Source organism: Microbacterium sp. NPDC055357, assembly GCF_053644835.1.
The window spans coordinates 404,846-422,959 of record NZ_JBSHLZ010000001.1 but is presented as its reverse complement, the minus strand read 5'-3'; the positions used below and the strand labels follow the sequence as shown (position 1 = coordinate 422,959).

At 71.0% G+C, this 18,114-nt stretch carries 13 protein-coding genes and 1 pseudogene; 11 read left to right on the top strand and 3 right to left on the bottom strand.

The genetic code is table 11. The annotated features are described in order from the left end of the window. Window positions 1-368: 368 nt before the first annotated feature. The gene (locus ACWICD_RS01680) at window positions 369-1,817 is read right to left on the bottom strand and encodes an NAD(P)H-quinone dehydrogenase (RefSeq protein WP_376126626.1); all 1,449 of its coding nucleotides are present in this window, start codon (window positions 1,815-1,817) and stop codon (window positions 369-371) included. 101 nt (window positions 1,818-1,918) lie between these two features. Here ACWICD_RS01680 and ACWICD_RS01675 point away from each other — a divergent pair, with 101 nt between their 5' ends. The 4 genes from ACWICD_RS01675 (at window position 1,919) to ACWICD_RS01660 (ending at window position 7,401) form a co-directional block, all read left to right on the top strand. Further along, the gene (locus tag ACWICD_RS01675; protein WP_454139072.1) at window positions 1,919-2,752 is read left to right on the top strand and encodes a purine-nucleoside phosphorylase; all 834 of its coding nucleotides are present in this window, start codon (window positions 1,919-1,921) and stop codon (window positions 2,750-2,752) included. A gap of 71 nt (window positions 2,753-2,823) precedes the next feature. After that, a complete protein-coding gene (locus ACWICD_RS01670; RefSeq protein ID WP_454139232.1) occupies window positions 2,824-4,485 on the top strand; it encodes a phospho-sugar mutase in 1,662 nt (553 codons plus the stop codon). A 439-nt stretch (window positions 4,486-4,924) separates the two neighbouring features. Beyond that, a complete protein-coding gene (locus ACWICD_RS01665) occupies window positions 4,925-6,286 on the top strand; it encodes an MFS transporter (RefSeq protein WP_376126620.1) in 1,362 nt (453 codons plus the stop codon). Window positions 6,287-6,456: 170 nt separating this feature from the next. Beyond that, on the top strand, window positions 6,457-7,401 hold the full coding sequence (locus ACWICD_RS01660; protein WP_376126618.1) for a hypothetical protein: 945 nt from the start codon (window positions 6,457-6,459) through the stop codon (window positions 7,399-7,401). 614 nt (window positions 7,402-8,015) lie between these two features. On the opposite strand, the gene ACWICD_RS01655 is transcribed toward ACWICD_RS01660, so the two are convergent. Next, window positions 8,016-9,932 carry a BglG family transcription antiterminator gene (locus tag ACWICD_RS01655; protein WP_376126616.1) on the bottom strand — a complete coding sequence of 639 codons (1,917 nt, stop codon included), beginning with the start codon at window positions 9,930-9,932 and terminating at the stop codon, window positions 8,016-8,018. A 131-nt stretch (window positions 9,933-10,063) separates the two neighbouring features. On the opposite strand from ACWICD_RS01655, the pseudogene ACWICD_RS01650 reads away from it, so the two are divergent. The 7 genes and pseudogenes from ACWICD_RS01650 to ACWICD_RS01620 all read left to right on the top strand — a co-directional run. Next, window positions 10,064-10,246, top strand: a pseudogene (locus ACWICD_RS01650) (PTS sugar transporter); the annotation flags it as partial. Window positions 10,247-10,441: 195 nt separating this feature from the next. Beyond that, a complete protein-coding gene (locus tag ACWICD_RS01645; RefSeq protein WP_376126824.1) occupies window positions 10,442-10,717 on the top strand; it encodes an HPr family phosphocarrier protein in 276 nt (91 codons plus the stop codon). A gap of 4 nt (window positions 10,718-10,721) precedes the next feature. Further along, entirely contained in the window at window positions 10,722-12,395 is a 1,674-nt protein-coding gene (gene ptsP / locus ACWICD_RS01640; protein WP_376126613.1) for a phosphoenolpyruvate--protein phosphotransferase, read from the top strand. Beyond that, window positions 12,392-14,005 carry a PTS mannitol transporter subunit IICB gene (locus ACWICD_RS01635; RefSeq protein ID WP_376126610.1) on the top strand — a complete coding sequence of 538 codons (1,614 nt, stop codon included), beginning with the start codon at window positions 12,392-12,394 and terminating at the stop codon, window positions 14,003-14,005. The genes ptsP and ACWICD_RS01635 overlap by 4 nt, the downstream gene beginning before the upstream one ends. 93 nt (window positions 14,006-14,098) lie before the next feature. Further along, a complete protein-coding gene (locus ACWICD_RS01630) occupies window positions 14,099-14,536 on the top strand; it encodes a PTS sugar transporter subunit IIA (protein WP_376126608.1) in 438 nt (145 codons plus the stop codon). Then, the gene (locus tag ACWICD_RS01625) at window positions 14,536-15,687 is read left to right on the top strand and encodes a mannitol-1-phosphate 5-dehydrogenase (RefSeq protein ID WP_376126821.1); all 1,152 of its coding nucleotides are present in this window, start codon (window positions 14,536-14,538) and stop codon (window positions 15,685-15,687) included. Before ACWICD_RS01630 ends, ACWICD_RS01625 begins: the two co-directional genes overlap by 1 nt. 472 nt (window positions 15,688-16,159) lie before the next feature. Continuing rightward, a complete protein-coding gene (locus ACWICD_RS01620; protein WP_376126606.1) occupies window positions 16,160-16,894 on the top strand; it encodes a TSUP family transporter in 735 nt (244 codons plus the stop codon). Window positions 16,895-17,300: 406 nt separating this feature from the next. Here ACWICD_RS01620 and ACWICD_RS01615 read toward each other — a convergent pair whose 3' ends face one another. After that, complete coding sequence (locus ACWICD_RS01615) at window positions 17,301-18,086, bottom strand: glucosamine-6-phosphate deaminase (RefSeq protein ID WP_454139071.1); 786 nt, start codon at window positions 18,084-18,086, stop codon at window positions 17,301-17,303. Window positions 18,087-18,114 lie beyond the last annotated feature (28 nt).

Sequence of the window (18,114 nt, the reverse complement as noted above, 5' to 3'; positions counted from 1 at the left end):
CGAGCCGCACACCTGTGGAGCCGTTCCTTCGTCGACTTGCGCCCAATGCCGGCGACACGCCGCGCGCGAGCGACAAAGGCCGCAAGTCAACGAACAGGGTCGACCCCCGGCATCCGCCTCGCGCGTGACCGCCACCCCGCGCGCTGCGCGCCCATCGGCCTTCCCCCGCTCCACGAGCCGCACACCTGTGGAGCCGTTCCTTCGTCGACTTGCGCCCAATGCCGGCGACACGCCGAGCGCGAGCGACAAAGGCCGCAAGTCAACGAACGGGGTCGGGCCCCGACGAAACCCGGGCCCGACGAAACCACGGCCCGACGAAACCACGGCCCGGCGAAGCCCCAGAGCGGCGAAGAGCGGATGCCGGGAGGTCAGACCCCGTACACGGTGTGGTCGACGACGTGCATCGCGCGCGCGGCATCCGTGATGCTGCCCGACAGCGACGGGTACACCGTGAACACGCGCGAGACCTGGTCGATCGTCAGGCGGCGCTCGACGGCGATCGCGATCGGGTAGATGAGCTCGGATGCCCGGGGTCCGACGATCACGCCGCCCACCACGCTGCCCGACCCCTGGCGTGCGATGAGCTTGACGAAGCCGTCCTTGATGCCCATCATCTTCGCCCGCGGGTTCGCGGCGAGCGGCAGCTTGTGCACGACGGCGGCGATGCGTCCGTCGATGATGTCCTTCTCCTGCCACCCGACCGTCGCGATCTCGGGCGCGGTGAAGATGTTCGAGGCGATCCGGCGACGCTCCAACGGGATCACGACGTCGCCGAGGGCGTGGAAGACCGCCGTCCGGCCCTGCATCGAGGCGACCGAGGCGAGCGGCACGAACGTCGTGCAGTCCCCCGCGGCGTAGATGTTCGGCACCGAGGTGCGCGCGACGCGGTTGACCTGGATGTGCCCCGAATCGGTCATCTGCACGCCGGCCTGCTCGAGTCCGATGCCCGCGGTGTTGGGCACCGACCCGACCGCCATGAGGCAGTGGCTGCCCTCGACGGTGCGTCCGTCGCTGAGGGTCACGACGACGCGGTCGCCGAGGTTCTCGACCCGGTCGGCGCGGGACTTCGACAGCAGCGTCATTCCGCCCCGCTTGAACACGCGCTCGAGCACCGCCGCGGCATCCGTGTCCTCACCGGGAAGAACCTGGTCGCGACTCGAGACGAGCGTGACCTCGGCCCCGAGGTTCATGTACGCACCGGCGAACTCGGCGCCGGTGACCCCCGAGCCCACGACGATGAGGTGCTCGGGGAGCGCCTTCATGTCGTACAGCTGCGTCCACGTCAGGATGCGCTCGCCATCGGGCTTGGCGTTCGGCAGCTCGCGCGGCGATGCTCCCACCGAGACGACGAGCGTGTCGGCCTCGATGCGGTCGAAGTCGGTGCCGTCGCGATCGGTCGACACGATCACGGCGTTCTCGCCCTCGAGGCGGCCGTGCCCCGAGATGAGGCGCACGCCCGCTTCGACGAGCGCGGCGCGCATGTCGTCGGACTGTTGCCGTGCGAGTGACAGCAGCCGCTTGTTGACGGCGCGCATGTTGATCGCGATCTCGGGCTTGAGCGGTCTGCCGTCGCCGCCTTTGGCGAACAGCTGCACGCCGAGGTCGCTCGCTCCGGCGATCGCGACGGCGGCGTCGGCGGTCGCGATGAGCGACTTCGACGGCACGACGTCGGTGATGACGGCCGACCCGCCGATGCCCGCGCGTTCGACGAGGGTCACCTGGGCGCCGAGCTGCGCCGCGGCGAGCGCCGCCTCATATCCCCCGGGGCCGCCGCCGATGATCGCGACGGACTGGGTGCGCTCGAAGCTCAAGGACATGGCATCCATTCTTCCCGACGGATGCCGCCCCCACGACCGGGGCGACACTCCGGCCGCATTCGTGTATGGCGACCACGCGCTCGCGTTCCTAGAGTGGGGGCATGTCAGAGACCACCGCCAATCCCCTCGACGACCCGACGGCCGACCCGTTCGCCGTCGCCGCCGAGGCAGCCGCAGACATCGCCCGGATCACCGGCGTCGAGCGGCACGACATCGCCCTGACGCTCGGAAGCGGCTGGGGCAAGGCCGCCGAACTCATCGGCGAGACGACGGCCACCTTCCCCGCGACCGAGGTGACGGGCTTCAGCAGGCCGGCACTCGAAGGGCACGTGGGCACCCTCCGCAGCGTCCGCACCGCGAAGGGCCGCAACGTGCTCGTGATCGGCGCGCGCACCCATTTCTACGAGGGACACGGCGTGCGCCGCGTCGTGCACAGCGTGCGCACGGCGGCGGCGACGGGCGCGCACACGATGGTGCTCACCAACGGCGCGGGCGGCATCCGCCACACGTGGACCCCGGGCCAGCCCGTGCTCATCAGCGACCACATCAACCTCACGGGCGCCTCGCCGCTCGAGGGGGCGACCTTCATCGACCTGACCGACCTGTATTCGATGCGCCTGCGCGACCTCGCGCTCTCGGTCGACCCGACGCTCGACGAGGGCGTGTACTGCCAGTTCCGCGGGCCGCAGTACGAGACACCCGCCGAAGTGCGCATGGCCAAGACGATCGGCGGACACATCGTCGGCATGTCGACGGCGCTCGAGGCGATCGCGGCGCGGCAGGCGGGCATGGAGATCCTCGGCCTCTCGCTCATCACGAACATGGCGGCCGGCATCCAGACCACCCCGCTCAGCCATCAGGAGGTCATCGAGGCCGGCCGTGCGGCCGAACCCGTCATCTCGTCGCTGCTGGCCCGTATCGTCGGGGCGCTGTGAGCGGCGCGGAACCCGACCTGGTCGCCTCACAGGCGGCGGGGACGGATGCCGCACCCGGCCTCGACGACGCGCTGCGCGCGCGTGCCGCCTCCTGGCTCGCGCAGGATCCCGACGGCGAGACCCGCGGCGAGCTGCGGGCGCTCCTGGCCGCCGCGGACGAGGGTGACCCGGCCGCCGCGGCGTCGCTCACCGACCGGTTCTCGACGCGCCTGGCCTTCGGCACGGCGGGTCTGCGCGGCCGACTGGGCGCGGGCAGCAACCGCATGAACCGCGTGCTCGTGGGGCAGGCGGCCGCCGGGTTCGCGGCGTACCTGCGCGAGAAGGCCGGCGCCGACGACACGCCCACGGTCGTCATCGGCTACGACGGGCGGCGCAATTCCGATGTGTTCGCGCGCGATTCCGCCGAGATCTTCGCCGGCGCCGGTCTGCGGGTCATCCTGCTGCCCCGGCTGCTGCCGACCCCCGTGCTGGCCTTCGCCGTGCGGTACTTCGACGCGGCGGCGGGCGTCATGGTGACGGCATCCCACAACCCGCCCGATGACAACGGCTACAAGGTGTACCTCGGCGGTGCTGACGGCGGCTCGCAGATCGTCGCGCCCGCCGACGCCGAGATCGCGGCGCACATCCAGCGCGTCGCCGACGAGGGCGACCTCGCCGCGATCCCCCGCTCGCTCGCCTACGCGACGGCGCCCGAGGCGGTCATCGACGAGTACGTCGCCGCGACGGCGGCGGTCGCCCCCGCGGGGCCGGGCGCCGACGGGTTCTCGTGGGTGTACACCGCGATGCACGGCGTCGGATGGCAGACCTTCGCGCGCGTCCTCGGCGATGCCGGATACCCCCTGCCGACGCTCGTCGAGGCCCAGACCGAGCCCGACGGCGCGTTCCCGACCGTGTCGTTCCCCAACCCCGAAGAGCCCGGCGCGATGGACCTCGCGTTCGAGAGCGCCCGCGCTGCGGGTGCCGAGCTCGTGGTCGCGAACGACCCCGACGCCGACCGACTCGCGGTCGCGATCCCGGATGCTGCGGCCGAAGGCGGCTGGCGGCGCTTGAGCGGGAACCAGGTCGGACTGCTGCTGGGGTGGCGCGCCGCGCGGCTCGCGGCGGGCACCGACGGTGCATCCCTCGCCTGCTCGCTCGTGTCCTCGCCCGGGCTCGCGGCGGTCGCCGAGCATTACGGGCTCGACTTTCACGCGACCCTGACGGGGTTCAAGTGGATCTCGCGCGCGCCGGGCATGGTCTTCGGGTTCGAGGAGGCGCTCGGGTACCTCGTCAACCCCGAGACGGTGCGCGACAAGGACGGCATCTCGGCCGCCGTCGCGATCCTGGGGCTCGCGACCGACGCGCGCGAGGAGGGTCGCTCGCTCGTCGACCTGCTCGACGAGTTCGACGCGACCTTCGGGTCGTTCGCGAGCGACCAGATCGCGGTGCGCGTCGACGACGTGTCCACGATCGCGCGCATCATGGGGGCGCTGCGGACGGAGCATCCGGCCGCGATCGGCGACGTCGCCGTGGAGCGCATCGACGACCTGCTCGCGGGCGTGGACGGACTGCCCCCGGGCGACGTGCTGCGCCTGTGGCTGACCGACGGCTCGCGCGTGCTCGTGCGCCCGAGCGGCACCGAGCCCAAGCTCAAGCTCTACCTCGACGTGCGCGGCGATTCGCCCGACGACGCGCGGGCCCGCATCGCGGCCCTCGCCGCGGGCGCGCGCGCCCTGCTCGACGCCCTCGACTGATCGCGCGGGCGCTGCGCGCTGCGCGCTGCGCGCCCGTCGGCGTCAGCGCGGGCTCCGGCGCGCCCCTCGGCGTCAGCGCGGGCTCCGGCGCGCCCGTCGGCGTTCGCGCGGGCTCCGGCGCGCCCGTCGGCACACTCCCCTTCGTCGACTTGCGCCCAATGCCGACGACACGCCGGGCGCGAGCGACAAACGCCGCAAGTCAACGGAGGGGGTCGGGCCGCGACGACCTTGGATCGGCGAAGAGCGGATGCCGGCACGGCCCGCCCCGGCACGGCCCACTTTGACCGCGAGACCGCAACGGCGCGCCGAGACTGCGGGGTTCAACCGCAGTCTCGGCGGTCGGGTGCAGTCTCGCGGCCAAAAGCGGATGCTGCGTGTCCGGAGTGCGTGTTATCGTGCCACCCGGTCTGCACGCGAGGCTGCGACGAGGAGGCACCGGATGAGCGACGACATGACGACGTCGGACGCGCCCGCGGCATCCGATCATCCACGCTGGCTGCGCAACGTCATCCTGTTCCTCGGCGGGCAGACCTTCAGCCTGTTCGGCTCGATGCTCGTGCAGTACACCGTCTTCTGGTACCTGACGATCACATACCAGTCCGGGCTCATCATGACCCTCGCGGCGGTGTTCGGCTTTCTGCCGCAGGCGGTCGTGTCGATCTTCGGCGGCGTCTGGGCCGACCGTCACAACCGCAAGTTCCTCATCATGGGCGCCGACGGCGCCATCGCCCTGTCGACGCTCGCGCTCGCCCTCATCATGTTGAGCGGCTACGACGCGGTGTGGCTGATCTTCCTCACGATGGCGATCCGTTCGGCGGGCGCCGGCATCCAGACGCCGGCCGTGTCGGCGCTGATCCCCCAGATCGTGCCGATGCGCAACCTGATGCGGGTGAACGGCATCAACGGGTCGATCCAGTCGGCGATGGCGCTGCTCGCCCCGGCGGTCGGCGGCGCGCTGTACGCGTGGGCGTCGGTCGTCTACGGAGGCACGGCGGCATCGCTCATCCCGATCTTCTTCATCGACGTCGTGACGGCCGCCCTCGGCATCGGGCTGCTCGCGTTCATCCCGGTGAAGGCCGTGCGCCGCGCCGCCGACGCGAACACCGGATACTTCGCCGATCTCGCAGACGGCGTGCGCTACATCGCCCATCACGCCTTCGTGCGCTGGCTGCTCATCGTCTTCGCGATCATCTTCCTGCTCACCGTCGCTCCCTCCAACCTCACGCCGCTCATGCTCGTGCGCTCGTTCCCCGCGGGCGAAGCGCAGGACGTCGTCAACCTCGCGATCCTCGAAGTGTCGTTCAGCGTGGGGATGGTGCTGGGCGGCATCGTCGTCGCCTCGTTCTTCGCCCACCGCAGTCGGATCGGGATGATCGTCGTCTCGTCGCTCGTCTTCGGGGCGCTGTCGATCGGACTCGGCCTGTCGTTCAACATCTGGCTGTTCTTCGGCTTCATGTTCCTCGTCGGACTCGCCGTGCCGTTCTTCTCGACCCCGTCCATGACGCTGCTGCAAGAGACCGTCGAGCCGGAGCGTCAAGGCCGCGTGTTCGGGTTCGTCGGCATCGTCATGGCCGTGGCGATGCCGCTCGGCATGGTCGTGTTCGGTCCGCTCGCCGACATCATGCCGATCGAGACGCTGCTCGTCGTCGCGGGCGTACTGACCTTCATCGTGATCGGGCTCGCGATCGGCCTGCCGGCGGGGCAGCGGGCCATCCAGGCCGCACGCCAAGCGGCCGGCGCCGGCTCTCCCGCCGCGGGGGCCGCTGCCGTCGACGCCGCCATGCACGACGACGAGGGCTGAGCTCGTCCCGTTCCACCCCGGGGTTCGGGGCGGATTCTCTCCGCGACATGCCGACGACGGCGGCGCGTCACGACCGGGATGCGCCCCACACCGGGGAGCGCCGCCGCGGTGCGGCATCCGGTTATCCACAGGGGATCAGAGACGGACGCGAGTTCGCGCATGCTGATGCGGTGGACGAAGACATCGCACTGATGCGATCCGACGAACTCGCCGCCCAAGGATTCGGGCCCGCGCGGCGCCGAGACCTGCTGCAGGACGACATCATCATGCGCGTGCGCAGCGGCGTCTTCACTTTTACTGAGCAATGGGATGCCGCGTGGCCCGAGCAACGGATCCTGATGCGAGCCCGTGCTCTCGCGCTGACCTCGAAGCGTCCGCCCGTCTTTTCGCATGAGACGGCTGCGGCGATGCACGGTCTTCCGCTGTACTCACCGGATGCAACGCGCGTGCACGTGATCGCGCCGTCCGAGCGACCGGGTGCGGCCCGCGATGTCGTGCGCCATCGCGGTGATCTGCGCGACGACGAGATCGTCGAGGTCGGAGAGTTGCGATGTACTTCGCTGGTGCGGACCGTGGCGGACGTGGCACGCACCGCATCGTTCGAAGCCGCGGTGACCGTCACGGACGCCGCGCTGCGACTGGCGGTCGCCGAGGACCCACTCGCTGAAGCCGAGGCCCGCACGCTCATCCGCGAAACGTTCCGCCGCAGCGCGCACGGGCAATCGCGCGCCGAACGCGTTCTGCGCTTCGCTGATCCGCGCGCTCAGCGCCCCGGCGAGAGCGTCAGCCGCATTCGACTCGTCGAACTCGGATTCGCCGTTCCCGATCTGCAGGTGGCGATACCTGGACCGCACAGCGACAGCACCTACTACGTCGACTTCGGTCTCGATGATGTGAATGCCCTCGGAGAGTTCGACGGGCGGATCAAGTATGTCGATGGGCGTTTCACTCTCGGCCGGAACCCCGCCGAGGTCCTCGAAGAGGAGAAGCAACGCGAGGACTGGATCCGCGGCATCCGGCAGTGTCCCTTCGTGCGCTGGGGCTGGCCACACATCGGCTCGGCCCCGAAGCTCGGGTCGCGGCTCGCTTCGTTCGGCGTTCATCCTCCGCGCTGAGCTCGAGTCGCGGCATCCGTCGGCGCGCTGTCGGGGACAGTGCGGCGGACGCGAGCAGGCGAGGCCTCCGCTGCCCGGCGATCGCCCGCGCCGCCGGGCGCGGGTTTGGGGCGCATTCCCACCGCGACACGCCGGACACCCCGGCGTGTCGACACCACAACCCGCCCCAAACCCGACCGACAACGCCGCTGCCGACCGCCCCCGCACCCGGCCCCACCCCGCACCACCACCGGGCACGGGTTTGGGGCGCATTCCCACCGCGACACGCCGGACGCCCCGGCGTGTCGACACCACAACCCGCCCCAAACCCGACCGACAACGCCGCTGCCGGCCGCCCCCAGTCCCACCCCGCACCACCACCGGGCACGGGTTTGGGGCGCATTCCCACCGCGACACGCCGGACGCCCCGGCGTGTCGTCACCACAACCCGCCCCAAACCCGAAGTGGCCACGCAAAGGAGCGGGCGCGGGCCCTCACAGCCCGAAGCACGCGCGGGTCACCCGCACACGACGGCGACCAGCTCGTCGAAGAAGGGCCACCCACCCACGACGGCGACCGGCTCGTCGAGGAAGGGTCACCCACCCACGACCGCGAGCAACCCGACGAACCCACCCTCACCCGTCGACGACGGCGACCAGCTCGTCGAGGAACGCGGCGAAGTCGGTGCTGCGGCGCACGATGCGCTGCACCGACTCGCGCTCGCTGAACACCTCGACGAACTGCTCGAACACCGTCTGGAACGCCTCGCGGTCGGTCTCGGAGAACGCCACGAGGGCGACGACCTGCACGCGGCCTTCGCCCCACGGGATCGACGGGTCGGCGATGCCGATCGCGATCGCCGTGCGCGTCGCGGTCATCCCCAGCGCGTGGGGTACCGCGAGTGCGTCGGTGAACGCCGTCGACGAGAGCTCCTCGCGCTGGATCGCCCGCTCGACGTAGTCGTCGTCGATGACGCCCTGGTGCACGAGCAGTGACCCCAGCCGCCGGATCACCGAGTCCGAGGACCCGCCCTCGAGCCCGTGCACGAACGCCTCGGGCGAGAAGTACCGCGACAGCTCCTCCCGCAGCCGGGCGAGCCGGCGCCCCCGCCGGATCCGCCCCGCGGCCGCCTGCACGCGCTCGACGTCGGCGCCCGTGAGGAAGGGCTGGATCCGTACGACGCGGTCCCCCAGGGCCGGCGAGTCGATCGTCGTGAGCACGAGGTCGGTGTCGATCGAGGCCCAATCCGGGTCGACGCGCGTCTCGACGCCGACGACCTCGATCGCCTGCCCCAGGGAGCGGTCCACCGACGAGCGCAGCAGTTCGTGCAGCTCGTAATAGCCGGGGCACACGATCGTCGCCGTCAGCAGCTGATCGGCACGGCGGCTGCGCTCGAGGCGCCCGCCGACGTGCATCGCGATGTAGGCGATCTCGTCGTCGAGCAGCGGGATGTCCAGGCGCTCGTGCAGCCCCGACGCGATGTAGACGGCGACCTCGAAGATCATCGGATACGTCGACTTCAGCGACCGCGTGAGCGGATTGCGCGACCACGCCTGCTCGCGCGCGCGGTGTCGCAGGTTCTGCACGTGCAGCGCGAGCCGCAGGATGAAGTCCTCGTGCGCGATGTCGACGAGGAATTCGGATGCCGCGGCCTCGACCACCGCCCGCACGGCTTCCTCGACCTCGGGCTCGAGGCGCGAGCGCGCCTCCGCACCCGGCTCACCCGCACCGGGCGCGACGACGCGCGTGAGCACGAGGGTCGCGAGGTGCTGCACGTCGCCCGCGCCGAGCGTCACGCCGAGGTGCTGTTCGGACAGCGCCGCCAGGATGTCCGCGACCTCCTGCTGCGCGGGGCGCTCCCCCACCCCGCCCTCGAGTCCGCGGTCGCGCGAGACGCGGTCGGCGGCGATCGCGATGTGCATGACGACGTCGGCGATGCCGAACTCGTTGACGAAGTAGCCCAGCGCGCCGAGCCGCGTGACGAGCTCGGTCTTGAACGGGCCGAACGCGCGCGCGCCGACGGAGCCCTCGCCGAGGGTGCGCCGCAGGGCTTCGAGGTCGAACGACCCCGCCTCCATCTCATCGTGCGCGAGCCGCGACAGCAGGCGCCGCTGCGCCATCTCGGTGCCCCGCAGTCGCGCCTGCGACGCCGAGCGCTCGAGCGTCAGCTCGGTGCCGCCGAGCAGTCCGCGCACGCGCGCGAGGTCGGCATCGAGGGTCGCGGGGCTCACGTGCAGCGCGTCGGCGGTCGCGAAGACCTCGATCCCGTCCGATGAATCCAGCAGCGCCCGCACGAGCGTGTGCAGCCGGTCGCGGGGCGCGTCGACGCCACCCGTCGCGCGCAGTGCGGTTGCGGCATCCGGTCCCGCGCGATACCCGTGCGGCCCCGATTCGACGGCGGCGCCCACGGGCACGCGCGCGTTGAGCGCCGTGACGTACGAACGGATGCTGCGCGGGGTGACCCCGAGCGCATCGGCGAGGCTCGCGGCGGTCGCCCACTCGCCGTCGCGCGCGAGCAGACCGAGCAGGCGATCCTGTCGCGCTCTGGTCACGGTGCTCCTTCGATGGGCGGTCCGCGCCCAGTCAACCACGCGCCCCGTGGCTCGTTTCCGCCCCCGCGGAAGAACGAGTGGTTGTCGCTTCCCAGCGTTTTCACAAGAATGGCGTCAGGGAGGGCGGGTCGATGAGGATCCTCGTGGTCTGCGGTGCGGGTGCGTCGAGCACCTTCGTCGCGCAACGGCTGAGGCACGCCGCACACGACCGCGGCTTCGATTTCACCGCCTTCGCGGGCACCGAGCAATCGCTGCCGATCGATCTCGACGCCGCCGACGTCGTGCTCGTGGGCCCGCACCTCGAGCACGACCTCGATCGCATCGAGATGGATGCCGCCTACCGCGGAACCACCGTCGTGCTGCTGCCGTCGGACATCTTCACCGATCTCGACGGCACACGCACGCTGCAGATCGTCCGTGCCGCGGTCGGAGACTCCGGGGGGAACGTCTCCGACCGCGGGCAGCTGCCCGCACCCATCGCACCGCACGAGAGAGAAGAGAGACAGACCATGCCATCCATCACCAGGACGGTCCGAATCGGGTCGTCGCACGGACTTCACGCTCGTCCGGCGAAGATGTTCGCGCAAGCGGCGAAGGACGCGGGGATCCCCATCACGATCGCGAAGGATGCCGGGGGCCCGGTCAACGCCGCGAGCATCCTCGGCGTCATCGCCCTGGGCATCGAACAGGGCGACTACATCACCCTCACCGCCGACGGCGACAACGCCGAATCCACCCTCGATCGGCTCGCCGAGCTGCTCGCGACCGACCACGACGCGGAGTAGGACCATGGCAGAACTTCGCGGAGTGGGAATCGGGCTGGGCGTCGCCCAGGGGATCGTCGCGCGCATGGCGGAGCCGTCACCCGCGCCGAGCGACGCCCCCAGCGAGCGCAGCACCGAAGAAGAGACGACACGCGTACGAGAAGCCGTCGCGGCCGTCGCGCGCGAGCTCGAGGCACGCGGCGCGCAGGCGGGCGGCGCGGCGCAGGACGTGCTCGAGGCGCAGGCGATGATGGCGGAGGACCCGACGCTCGAGTCCGAGATCGACGCGCGGATCGCCGACGGCAAGACGAGCGAATTCGCCGTGCACGACGCGTTCGCGTCGTTCCGCGACCAGCTCGTCGCGATGGGCGGCTACCTCGGCGAGCGTGCCGCCGACCTCGACGACGTCGCGCAGCGCGTCATCGCGCGGCTGCGCGGCGTGCCCGCGCCGGGTGTGCCCGACCCGGGGCATCCGTTCGTGCTCGTGGCGAAAGACCTCGCGCCGGCCGACACGGCCCTGCTCGACCTCGACAAGGTGCTCGCCCTCATCACGACCGAGGGCGGACCGACCTCGCACACCGCGATCCTCGCCCGCGAGAAGTCGATCGTCGCGATCGTCGGCGCCGTGGGCGCGAAGGACCTCGCCGACGGCGAGACGGTGATCGTGGATGCCGCCGCCGGCGTCGTCACGACGGATCCGACCGGCGACGAGCTCGTGCGGGCGCAGCATCGAGCTGACGCGCGTGCCGCGGCGGCATCCGCCCCCATCACCGACGGAGCCCTCGCCGACGGCACCGCGATCCCACTCCTCGCGAACCTCGGCAACCCCGAGGGCGCGGCCGAGGCCGTCGCGCTCGGCGCCGAGGGCGTGGGACTCTTCCGCACCGAGTTCCTGTTCCTGAGCTCGAACCAGGCGCCGACGGTCGGGCAGCAGCGCGAGGCGTACACGAAGCTCCTGGCGGGCTTCCCGGGCAAGAAGGTCGTCGTCCGCGTGCTCGACGCGGGCGCCGACAAGCCGCTCGCGTTCCTCAACGACGCGCACGAAGACAACCCCGCCCTCGGCCTGCGCGGCATCCGCGCGCTCCGCGCGAGCGAGGACATCCTGCGCGAGCAGCTGACCGCCCTGGCCGAAGCGGATGCCGCCACCGACGCCGACCTGTGGGTCATGGCGCCCATGATCGCGACCGTCGAGGAGACGCGGTACTTCGTCGACGTCGCCCGCGACTACGGCATCAAGACGGCGGGCGTCATGGTCGAGGTGCCGTCGTCGGCGCTGCTGGCCGACCGGGTGCTCGCCCACGCCGACTTCGCCTCGATCGGCACGAACGACCTGACGCAGTACACCCTGGCGGCCGACCGCCTGCTCGGCTCGGTCGCGGCGTTCCAGGACCCGTGGCATCCGGCTGTGCTGCGGCTCATCCGCGAGGTCGGCGACGCCGGCCGGATGACCGGCAAGCCCGTCGGGATCTGCGGCGAGGCCGCCGCCGACCCGCTGCTGGCCGTCGTGCTCGTCGGTCTCGGCGCGACATCGCTGTCGATGGCTCCGACCGCGCTCGCGGATGTGCGCGCGGCGCTGCTGCAGTACACGTCGGACGATGCCCGCGACATCGCCGAATCCGCCCTCGCCGCAAGCGACGCGGCATCCGCACGAACCGCGGCCCAGACGGCCGCGACCCGGAAGAAGGAGACACAGTCATGACAACGGCGTCGACGCCTGCAAAGGCTGCCGGGGGCGCACGCGTAGGCGTGCAGCGCTTCGGCACGTTCCTGTCCGGCATGATCATGCCGAACATCCCGGCCCTGATCGCGTGGGGCATCTTCACGATGTTCTTCATCGAGAAGGGATTCACCCCCAATGCCGACCTGGCGACGATCGTCGGGCCGTTCATCCACTACCTGCTGCCGCTGGTCATCGGCTACACGGGCGGCTACATCGTCTACAAGCAGCGCGGCGGCGTCGTCGGCATCATTGCGACGATGGGTGCGATCGCCGGCTCCGACCTGCTGATCGCCCAGATCAACGCCGACCTTCCCGCCGACAACCAGCTCGGCCAGGTGCACATGTTCATCGGCGCGATGATCATGGGGCCGCTCGCCGCCTTCACGATGCGCTGGCTGGACAGCCTGTGGGACGGCAAGATCCGCTCGGGCTTCGAGATGCTCGTCAACATGTTCTCCGCGGGCATCTGGGGCTTCGTCATGGCCATCGTCGGGTTCTACCCGATCGCGTGGATGGTCAACGGCCTCATGACGGTGCTGAGCAATGCGGTCAACTGGCTCGTCGAACTGAACCTGCTGCCGCTCACGAGCATCCTGATCGAACCGGCGAAGGTGCTGTTCCTCAACAACGCCATCAACCACGGCGTGCTCACCCCGCTCGGCATCACCGAGTCCGAAGCCGACGGCAAGTCGATCCTGTTCCTGCTCGAGGCCAATCCCGGTCCGGGACTCGGACTGCTGCTGGCCTTCGCGTTCTTCGGCCTGGGCGCGGCTCGTGCCTCGGCGCCCGGTGCGGCGATCATCCAGTTCGCCGGTGGCATCCACGAGGTGTACTTCCCGTACGCCCTGATGAAGCCGACCCTCATCCTGGCGCTCATCGCCGGCGGTGCCACGGGTGTCACGACGAACATGCTCCTCGGCGGCGGGTTGGTCTTCCCAGCCGCACCGGGCAGCATCTTCGCCGTCAGCGCGGCCGCCGTCGGTGCGGGCGTGCCGAACCTGCTCGTCGTGCTGCTGTCCGTGCTGCTGGCAGCGACGGTCACCTTCCTCGTGGCATCCGTCATCCTGCGGGCGTCGCGCAAGCGGGACCTGCTCGCCGAGGCGGACCAGTTCTCGACGGCGGTGTCCAAGACGGCGGCGAACAAGGGCAAGTCCTCCGCCGCACTCGATGCCCTGCGCGCATCGGACGGCAAGGACCCCGAGACGATCCGCGACGCGCAGGAAGCCGTGGACAAGCTCGAGACCGAGGCCGAGACGGGCGGACAGCTCGATGGCGGCGTCGTCGCGACGAAGCCGGTCACGAGCATCGTCTTCGCATGCGACGCGGGCATGGGCTCGTCGGCGATGGGCGCGAGCGTACTGCGCAACAAGATGAAGAAGGCCGGGGTCGAGGGCATCACCGTCGTCAACAAGGCGATCGCGAACCTCGACGACAGCGCCGACCTCGTCATCACGCAGAACCAGCTGACCGAGCGTGCGCGCAAGCAGGTGCCGGACGCGATGCACGTGTCGGTCGACAACTTCATGAACTCCCCCAAGTACGACGAAGTCGTGGACCTGGTGCGCGACCAGCATCAGGATGGGGAGTAACCGCTGAGACCGCTGCAGGATCGGGCCGGCGCGATGCCCCCGGTCCTGCAGCCTCGGCGCGCGGCATCCGTCAATCGAAGAAGGGCAAGCGAAATGGCACGTGACGTACTGAGCCTCGGCCAGGTCAGGATCCACACCGGCAGCGCGACGCGCGAAGAGGCGATGAAGGAAGCCGCCGACATCCTCGAGTCGGCGGGTGCCGTCACCGGCGCCTACTTCGACGCGATGCAGCAGCGCGAGCAGACGGTGTCGACCTACATGGGCAACGAGCTCGCGATCCCGCACGGCACGAACGAGACGAAGGACGAGATCCTCGATTCGGCCCTGTCGGTCGTGCGCTACGACGGTGGCGTCGACTGGGGCGGCGAGCCCGTGACGTTCGTCGTGGGCATCGCCGGCAAGGGCGACGAGCACCTCGAGATCCTGTCGCAGATCGCGATCCTGTTCTCCGAAGAGGACGACGTCGCCAAGCTCCGGGCCGCGCAGACACCCGAGGAGCTCTACGCCCTCGTGTCGGCGGCGGGCGTGTGATGAAGGCCGTCCACTTCGGAGCGGGCAACATCGGGCGCGGCTTCATCGGCCTGCTGATGCACGAGGCGGGGTACGAGCTGGTGTTCTCCGACGTCGCCGCGCCGCTCGTCGACGCGATCAACGCCGTCTCGGAGTACACCGTGCACGAGGCCGGCGACGGCGGGCGGGACACCGTCGTGACGGGGTTCCGTGCGGTCAACAGCGCGGAGCACGCCGACGAGGTCATCGAGGAGATCGCCGGTGCGAACATCGTCACGACGGCCGTCGGGCCGAACGTGCTGAAATTCGTCGCGCCGCTCGTGCTGTCCGGACTCGCGCTGCGCGATCCGTCGTCGCCGCCGCTGCAGATCATGGCGTGCGAGAACGCGATCAACGCGACCGACATCCTGCGCGACGAGATCCGCGAGCAGGCGGGCGACGCGTGGGATGCCATCTCCGGCCGCGCCGTGTTCGCCAACACGGCGGTCGACCGCATCGTCCCCGGACAGGCCGCGGGCACCGGCGTCAACGTGACGGTCGAGCCGTTCTTCGAGTGGGCGATCGAGCGTCCGCCGTTCGGTGACGCCGTGCCGGACATCCCGGGGGCGCATTTCGTCGACGACCTCACGCCGTACATCGAGCGCAAGCTGTTCACGGTCAACACCGGGCACGCCACGACGGCGTACTTCGGCGCGCAGGCCGGGGTCGAGAAGATCTCGGACGCCCTGGCCGACCCCGGGATCGCCGCGAAGGTCGAAGCGGCGCTCGAAGAGACGTCGGCGCTCCTGGTCGACAAGCACGGCCTCGATCCGGCGGTGCAGGCCCAGTACCGTGCGACGATCCTCGGGCGGTTCCGCAACCCCGCCCTGCCCGACACCGTGTGGCGCGTCGGCCGCCAGCCGCTGCGCAAGCTGTCCCGGCACGAGCGGTTCGTGGGACCGGCGGCCGAGGCCGCCGAGCGCGGTCTCGCCGTCGACGCGCTGGTCGCCGCGATGGGGGCGGCGCTCGAGTTCGACGATGCCGAAGACGCGCAGTCGGTCGATCTGCAGCGCCGGCTGCGCGAGCAGGATGCCGCGACCGTCACCGCGTCGGTCACGGGCCTCGAGCCGCAGCATCCGCTCTTCGCGCGCGTGCAGGAGGTCGTCGCGGCGCGCCAGGCCGACCTCACCTGACCCGCTCTCTCCTCGCGCGGGCCCGCACGGTCCCCCCGCGCGCGCTGTCGCGCGCCCTCCCCCGCTTCCGTTTCCCGTTTCCGTTTCCCGTTGACGTTTCCCGTTGACTTTTCCCGTTGACTTTTCCCGTTGACGTTTCCCGTTGACTTGCGCCCTCTGCGCGCGGCACGCCGCGCGCTTCGCGCACAAGGCGCAAGTCGGCGGGAAGACGCACGCCACCACCGCGCACGCCACAAGGCGCTAGCGACAACGGCGGACGCCACAGGGCGCTACCACCTCGGCGCACCCCACAGGGCGCCACTTGCGGCCTGTGCACGCGACACGCCGGGCGTTTCGCGCACAAGGCGCAAGTCGGCGAGAGGAGGGCCGAGGCACCGGCGGGAGGAGGGCCGAGGTACCGGCGGGACGACGGCCGAGGGACGGGCGCGGAGCGGCGCGAAGCGGTCACCCGCGGAACGTAGACTTCTCCGCCGTGACCTTCGTCCTCGCGTGCGCCGCGGCATTCGTCGCCGCCGTCATCCAACGCATCACGGGGCTGGGGTTCGTCCTCGTGCTCATCGGTCCCATCGTGCTCGTCTACGGCCCGGTCGAAGGCGTCACGATCGGCGTGCTGCTCGCGCTCGTGGCATCCCTCAGCGCCGTGCCGATCGTGTGGCGGCAGGTGCAGTGGCGACGCACGTGGTGGCTCATCTGGCCGGGCCTTCTCATGGCCCCGCTCGGGGCCTTCCTCGTCCTGGCGCTCCCTGAGCCGGCTCTGCTCCTGCTCATCGCGGCGATGGCGTACTTCGCCCTCATCGCGGGATGGATCCCCGCGCTGTCGGCATCGCTGCGCGGCCGCAGCGGCGCCGCCGTCGCAGGAGCCGCGGGCGGTTTCATGCACGTCGCGAGCGGGCTGTCCGGTCCCGCCCTGGCCGCCTACGCCGTCGGCGACAAATGGCCCCAGCGCAGCTTCTCGGCGAGCGTGCAGGTCGTCTTCGTCGCGTTCAGCGCTGTTTCCGTCATGCTCCGCGGCATCCCGGTCTCTCCTCTTTCCGAGGTCGGGCTGCTCGTCGTGGCGACGGTCGCCGGCATCCTGGCGGGCACCGTGCTCACGCGCTTCGTGCCGCCGCGCCCCGCGCGGATCGCGATGCTCGCGATCGCCTGGGCGGGCGCGACGGTCGTACTGGTTCGCGGGGTGCTGTCGCTCATGAGCGGGATGCCCGGCTGACAGCACCCACCCTTCCTCGCGCGACTTGCGCCCAATGCGCGACGCGCCAGGCGTGTCGCGCGCACAGGGCGCAAGTCAACAGGAGGACGGACGAGCGCGGCGAGAGCGGCGAGAGCGAGAGCGGCGAGAGCGAGAGCGGCGAGAGCGAGAGCGGCGAGAGCGAGAGCGGCGAGCGCGGCGAGCGCGGCGAGCGCGGCGAGCGCGGCGAGAGCGCGGCCTCCTCGCGCGACTTGCGCCCAATGCGCGACGCGCCAGGCGTGTCCCGCGCACAGGGCGCAAGTCAACGGGCGGACGGCGAGCGCGGCGAGAGCACGGGCGGACGGCAAGCGCGGCGAGAGCACGGGCGGACGGATAAGCGCGGGCGGACGGACGAGCCCGACGAGCCCGACGCGACGACCGAGCCCCGTCAGAGGCCCTGCCAGGCGGGCTTGTTCGCCCACGCGGAGCGGTAGTACTCGGCGAAGCGCAACCCGGCCGCGGCGGCCTCGTCGACGATGATCGTCGTGTGACCGTGCACCTGCACGGCAGAGGCGGGGTTGCTCGCCGACACGGGGCCCTCGACGGCACCGGCGACCGCCTCGGCCTTCGCCTCGCCGAACGCGAGCAGGAACAGGTGCCGCGCATCGAGGATCGTGCCGATGCCCTGCGTGATGCAATGAAGGGGCACGTCGTCGGGCGAGTCGAAGAAGCGCGCATTGTCGGCGCGCGTCGCCGCTGTCAGCGTCTTGATGCGGGTGCGGGATGCCAGCGAGCTGCCCGGCTCGTTGAAGCCGATGTGCCCCGTGCGCCCGATGCCGAGGATCTGCACGTCGACGCCCCCGGCCGCCGCGATCGCGGCGTCGTACTCGTGCCCCGCCGCCTGGATGCTGGACGCACCGTCCCCCGGCACGACGACGAGCTCGGGAGTCAGGCCGAGCGGCCCGACGACCTCGCGCGTGATGACGGCGCGGTAGCTCTCGGGATGCCCTGGCGGCAATCCGACGTACTCGTCCAGCGCGAAACCGCGCACCCGGGTGACGTCGATGCCCTCCTCGGCGATGATCCGTGCCAGCGCCCCGTAGACGGCCAGCGGCGTGGAGCCCGTCGCGAGCCCCAGCACGGCGTCGGGCTTCGACGCGATCAGGTCCGCGATCGCGCGCGCGACGATCTCGCCCGCGTGCTGCTGCGACGGGACGATGAGTACCTCAGCCATGTCAAATCTCCATGTGAGGGCGCGCCAC

Excerpts from the sequence above, each read along its gene's own strand:
- ACWICD_RS01625 (WP_376126821.1), top strand. The coding sequence starts at position 14,536 with ATGAAGGCCGTCCACTTCGGAGCGGGCAACATCGGGCGCGGCTTCATC.
- ptsP (WP_376126613.1), top strand. The coding sequence starts at position 10,722 with ATGGCAGAACTTCGCGGAGTGGGAATCGGGCTGGGCGTCGCCCAGGGG.
- ACWICD_RS01630 (WP_376126608.1), top strand. The coding sequence starts at position 14,099 with ATGGCACGTGACGTACTGAGCCTCGGCCAGGTCAGGATCCACACCGGC.
- ACWICD_RS01635 (WP_376126610.1), top strand. The coding sequence starts at position 12,392 with ATGACAACGGCGTCGACGCCTGCAAAGGCTGCCGGGGGCGCACGCGTA.
- ACWICD_RS01675 (WP_454139072.1), top strand. The coding sequence starts at position 1,919 with ATGTCAGAGACCACCGCCAATCCCCTCGACGACCCGACGGCCGACCCG.
- ACWICD_RS01680 (WP_376126626.1), bottom strand. The coding sequence starts at position 1,817 with ATGTCCTTGAGCTTCGAGCGCACCCAGTCCGTCGCGATCATCGGCGGC.
- ACWICD_RS01645 (WP_376126824.1), top strand. The coding sequence starts at position 10,442 with ATGCCATCCATCACCAGGACGGTCCGAATCGGGTCGTCGCACGGACTT.
- ACWICD_RS01665 (WP_376126620.1), top strand. The coding sequence starts at position 4,925 with ATGAGCGACGACATGACGACGTCGGACGCGCCCGCGGCATCCGATCAT.
- ACWICD_RS01615 (WP_454139071.1), bottom strand. The coding sequence starts at position 18,086 with ATGGCTGAGGTACTCATCGTCCCGTCGCAGCAGCACGCGGGCGAGATC.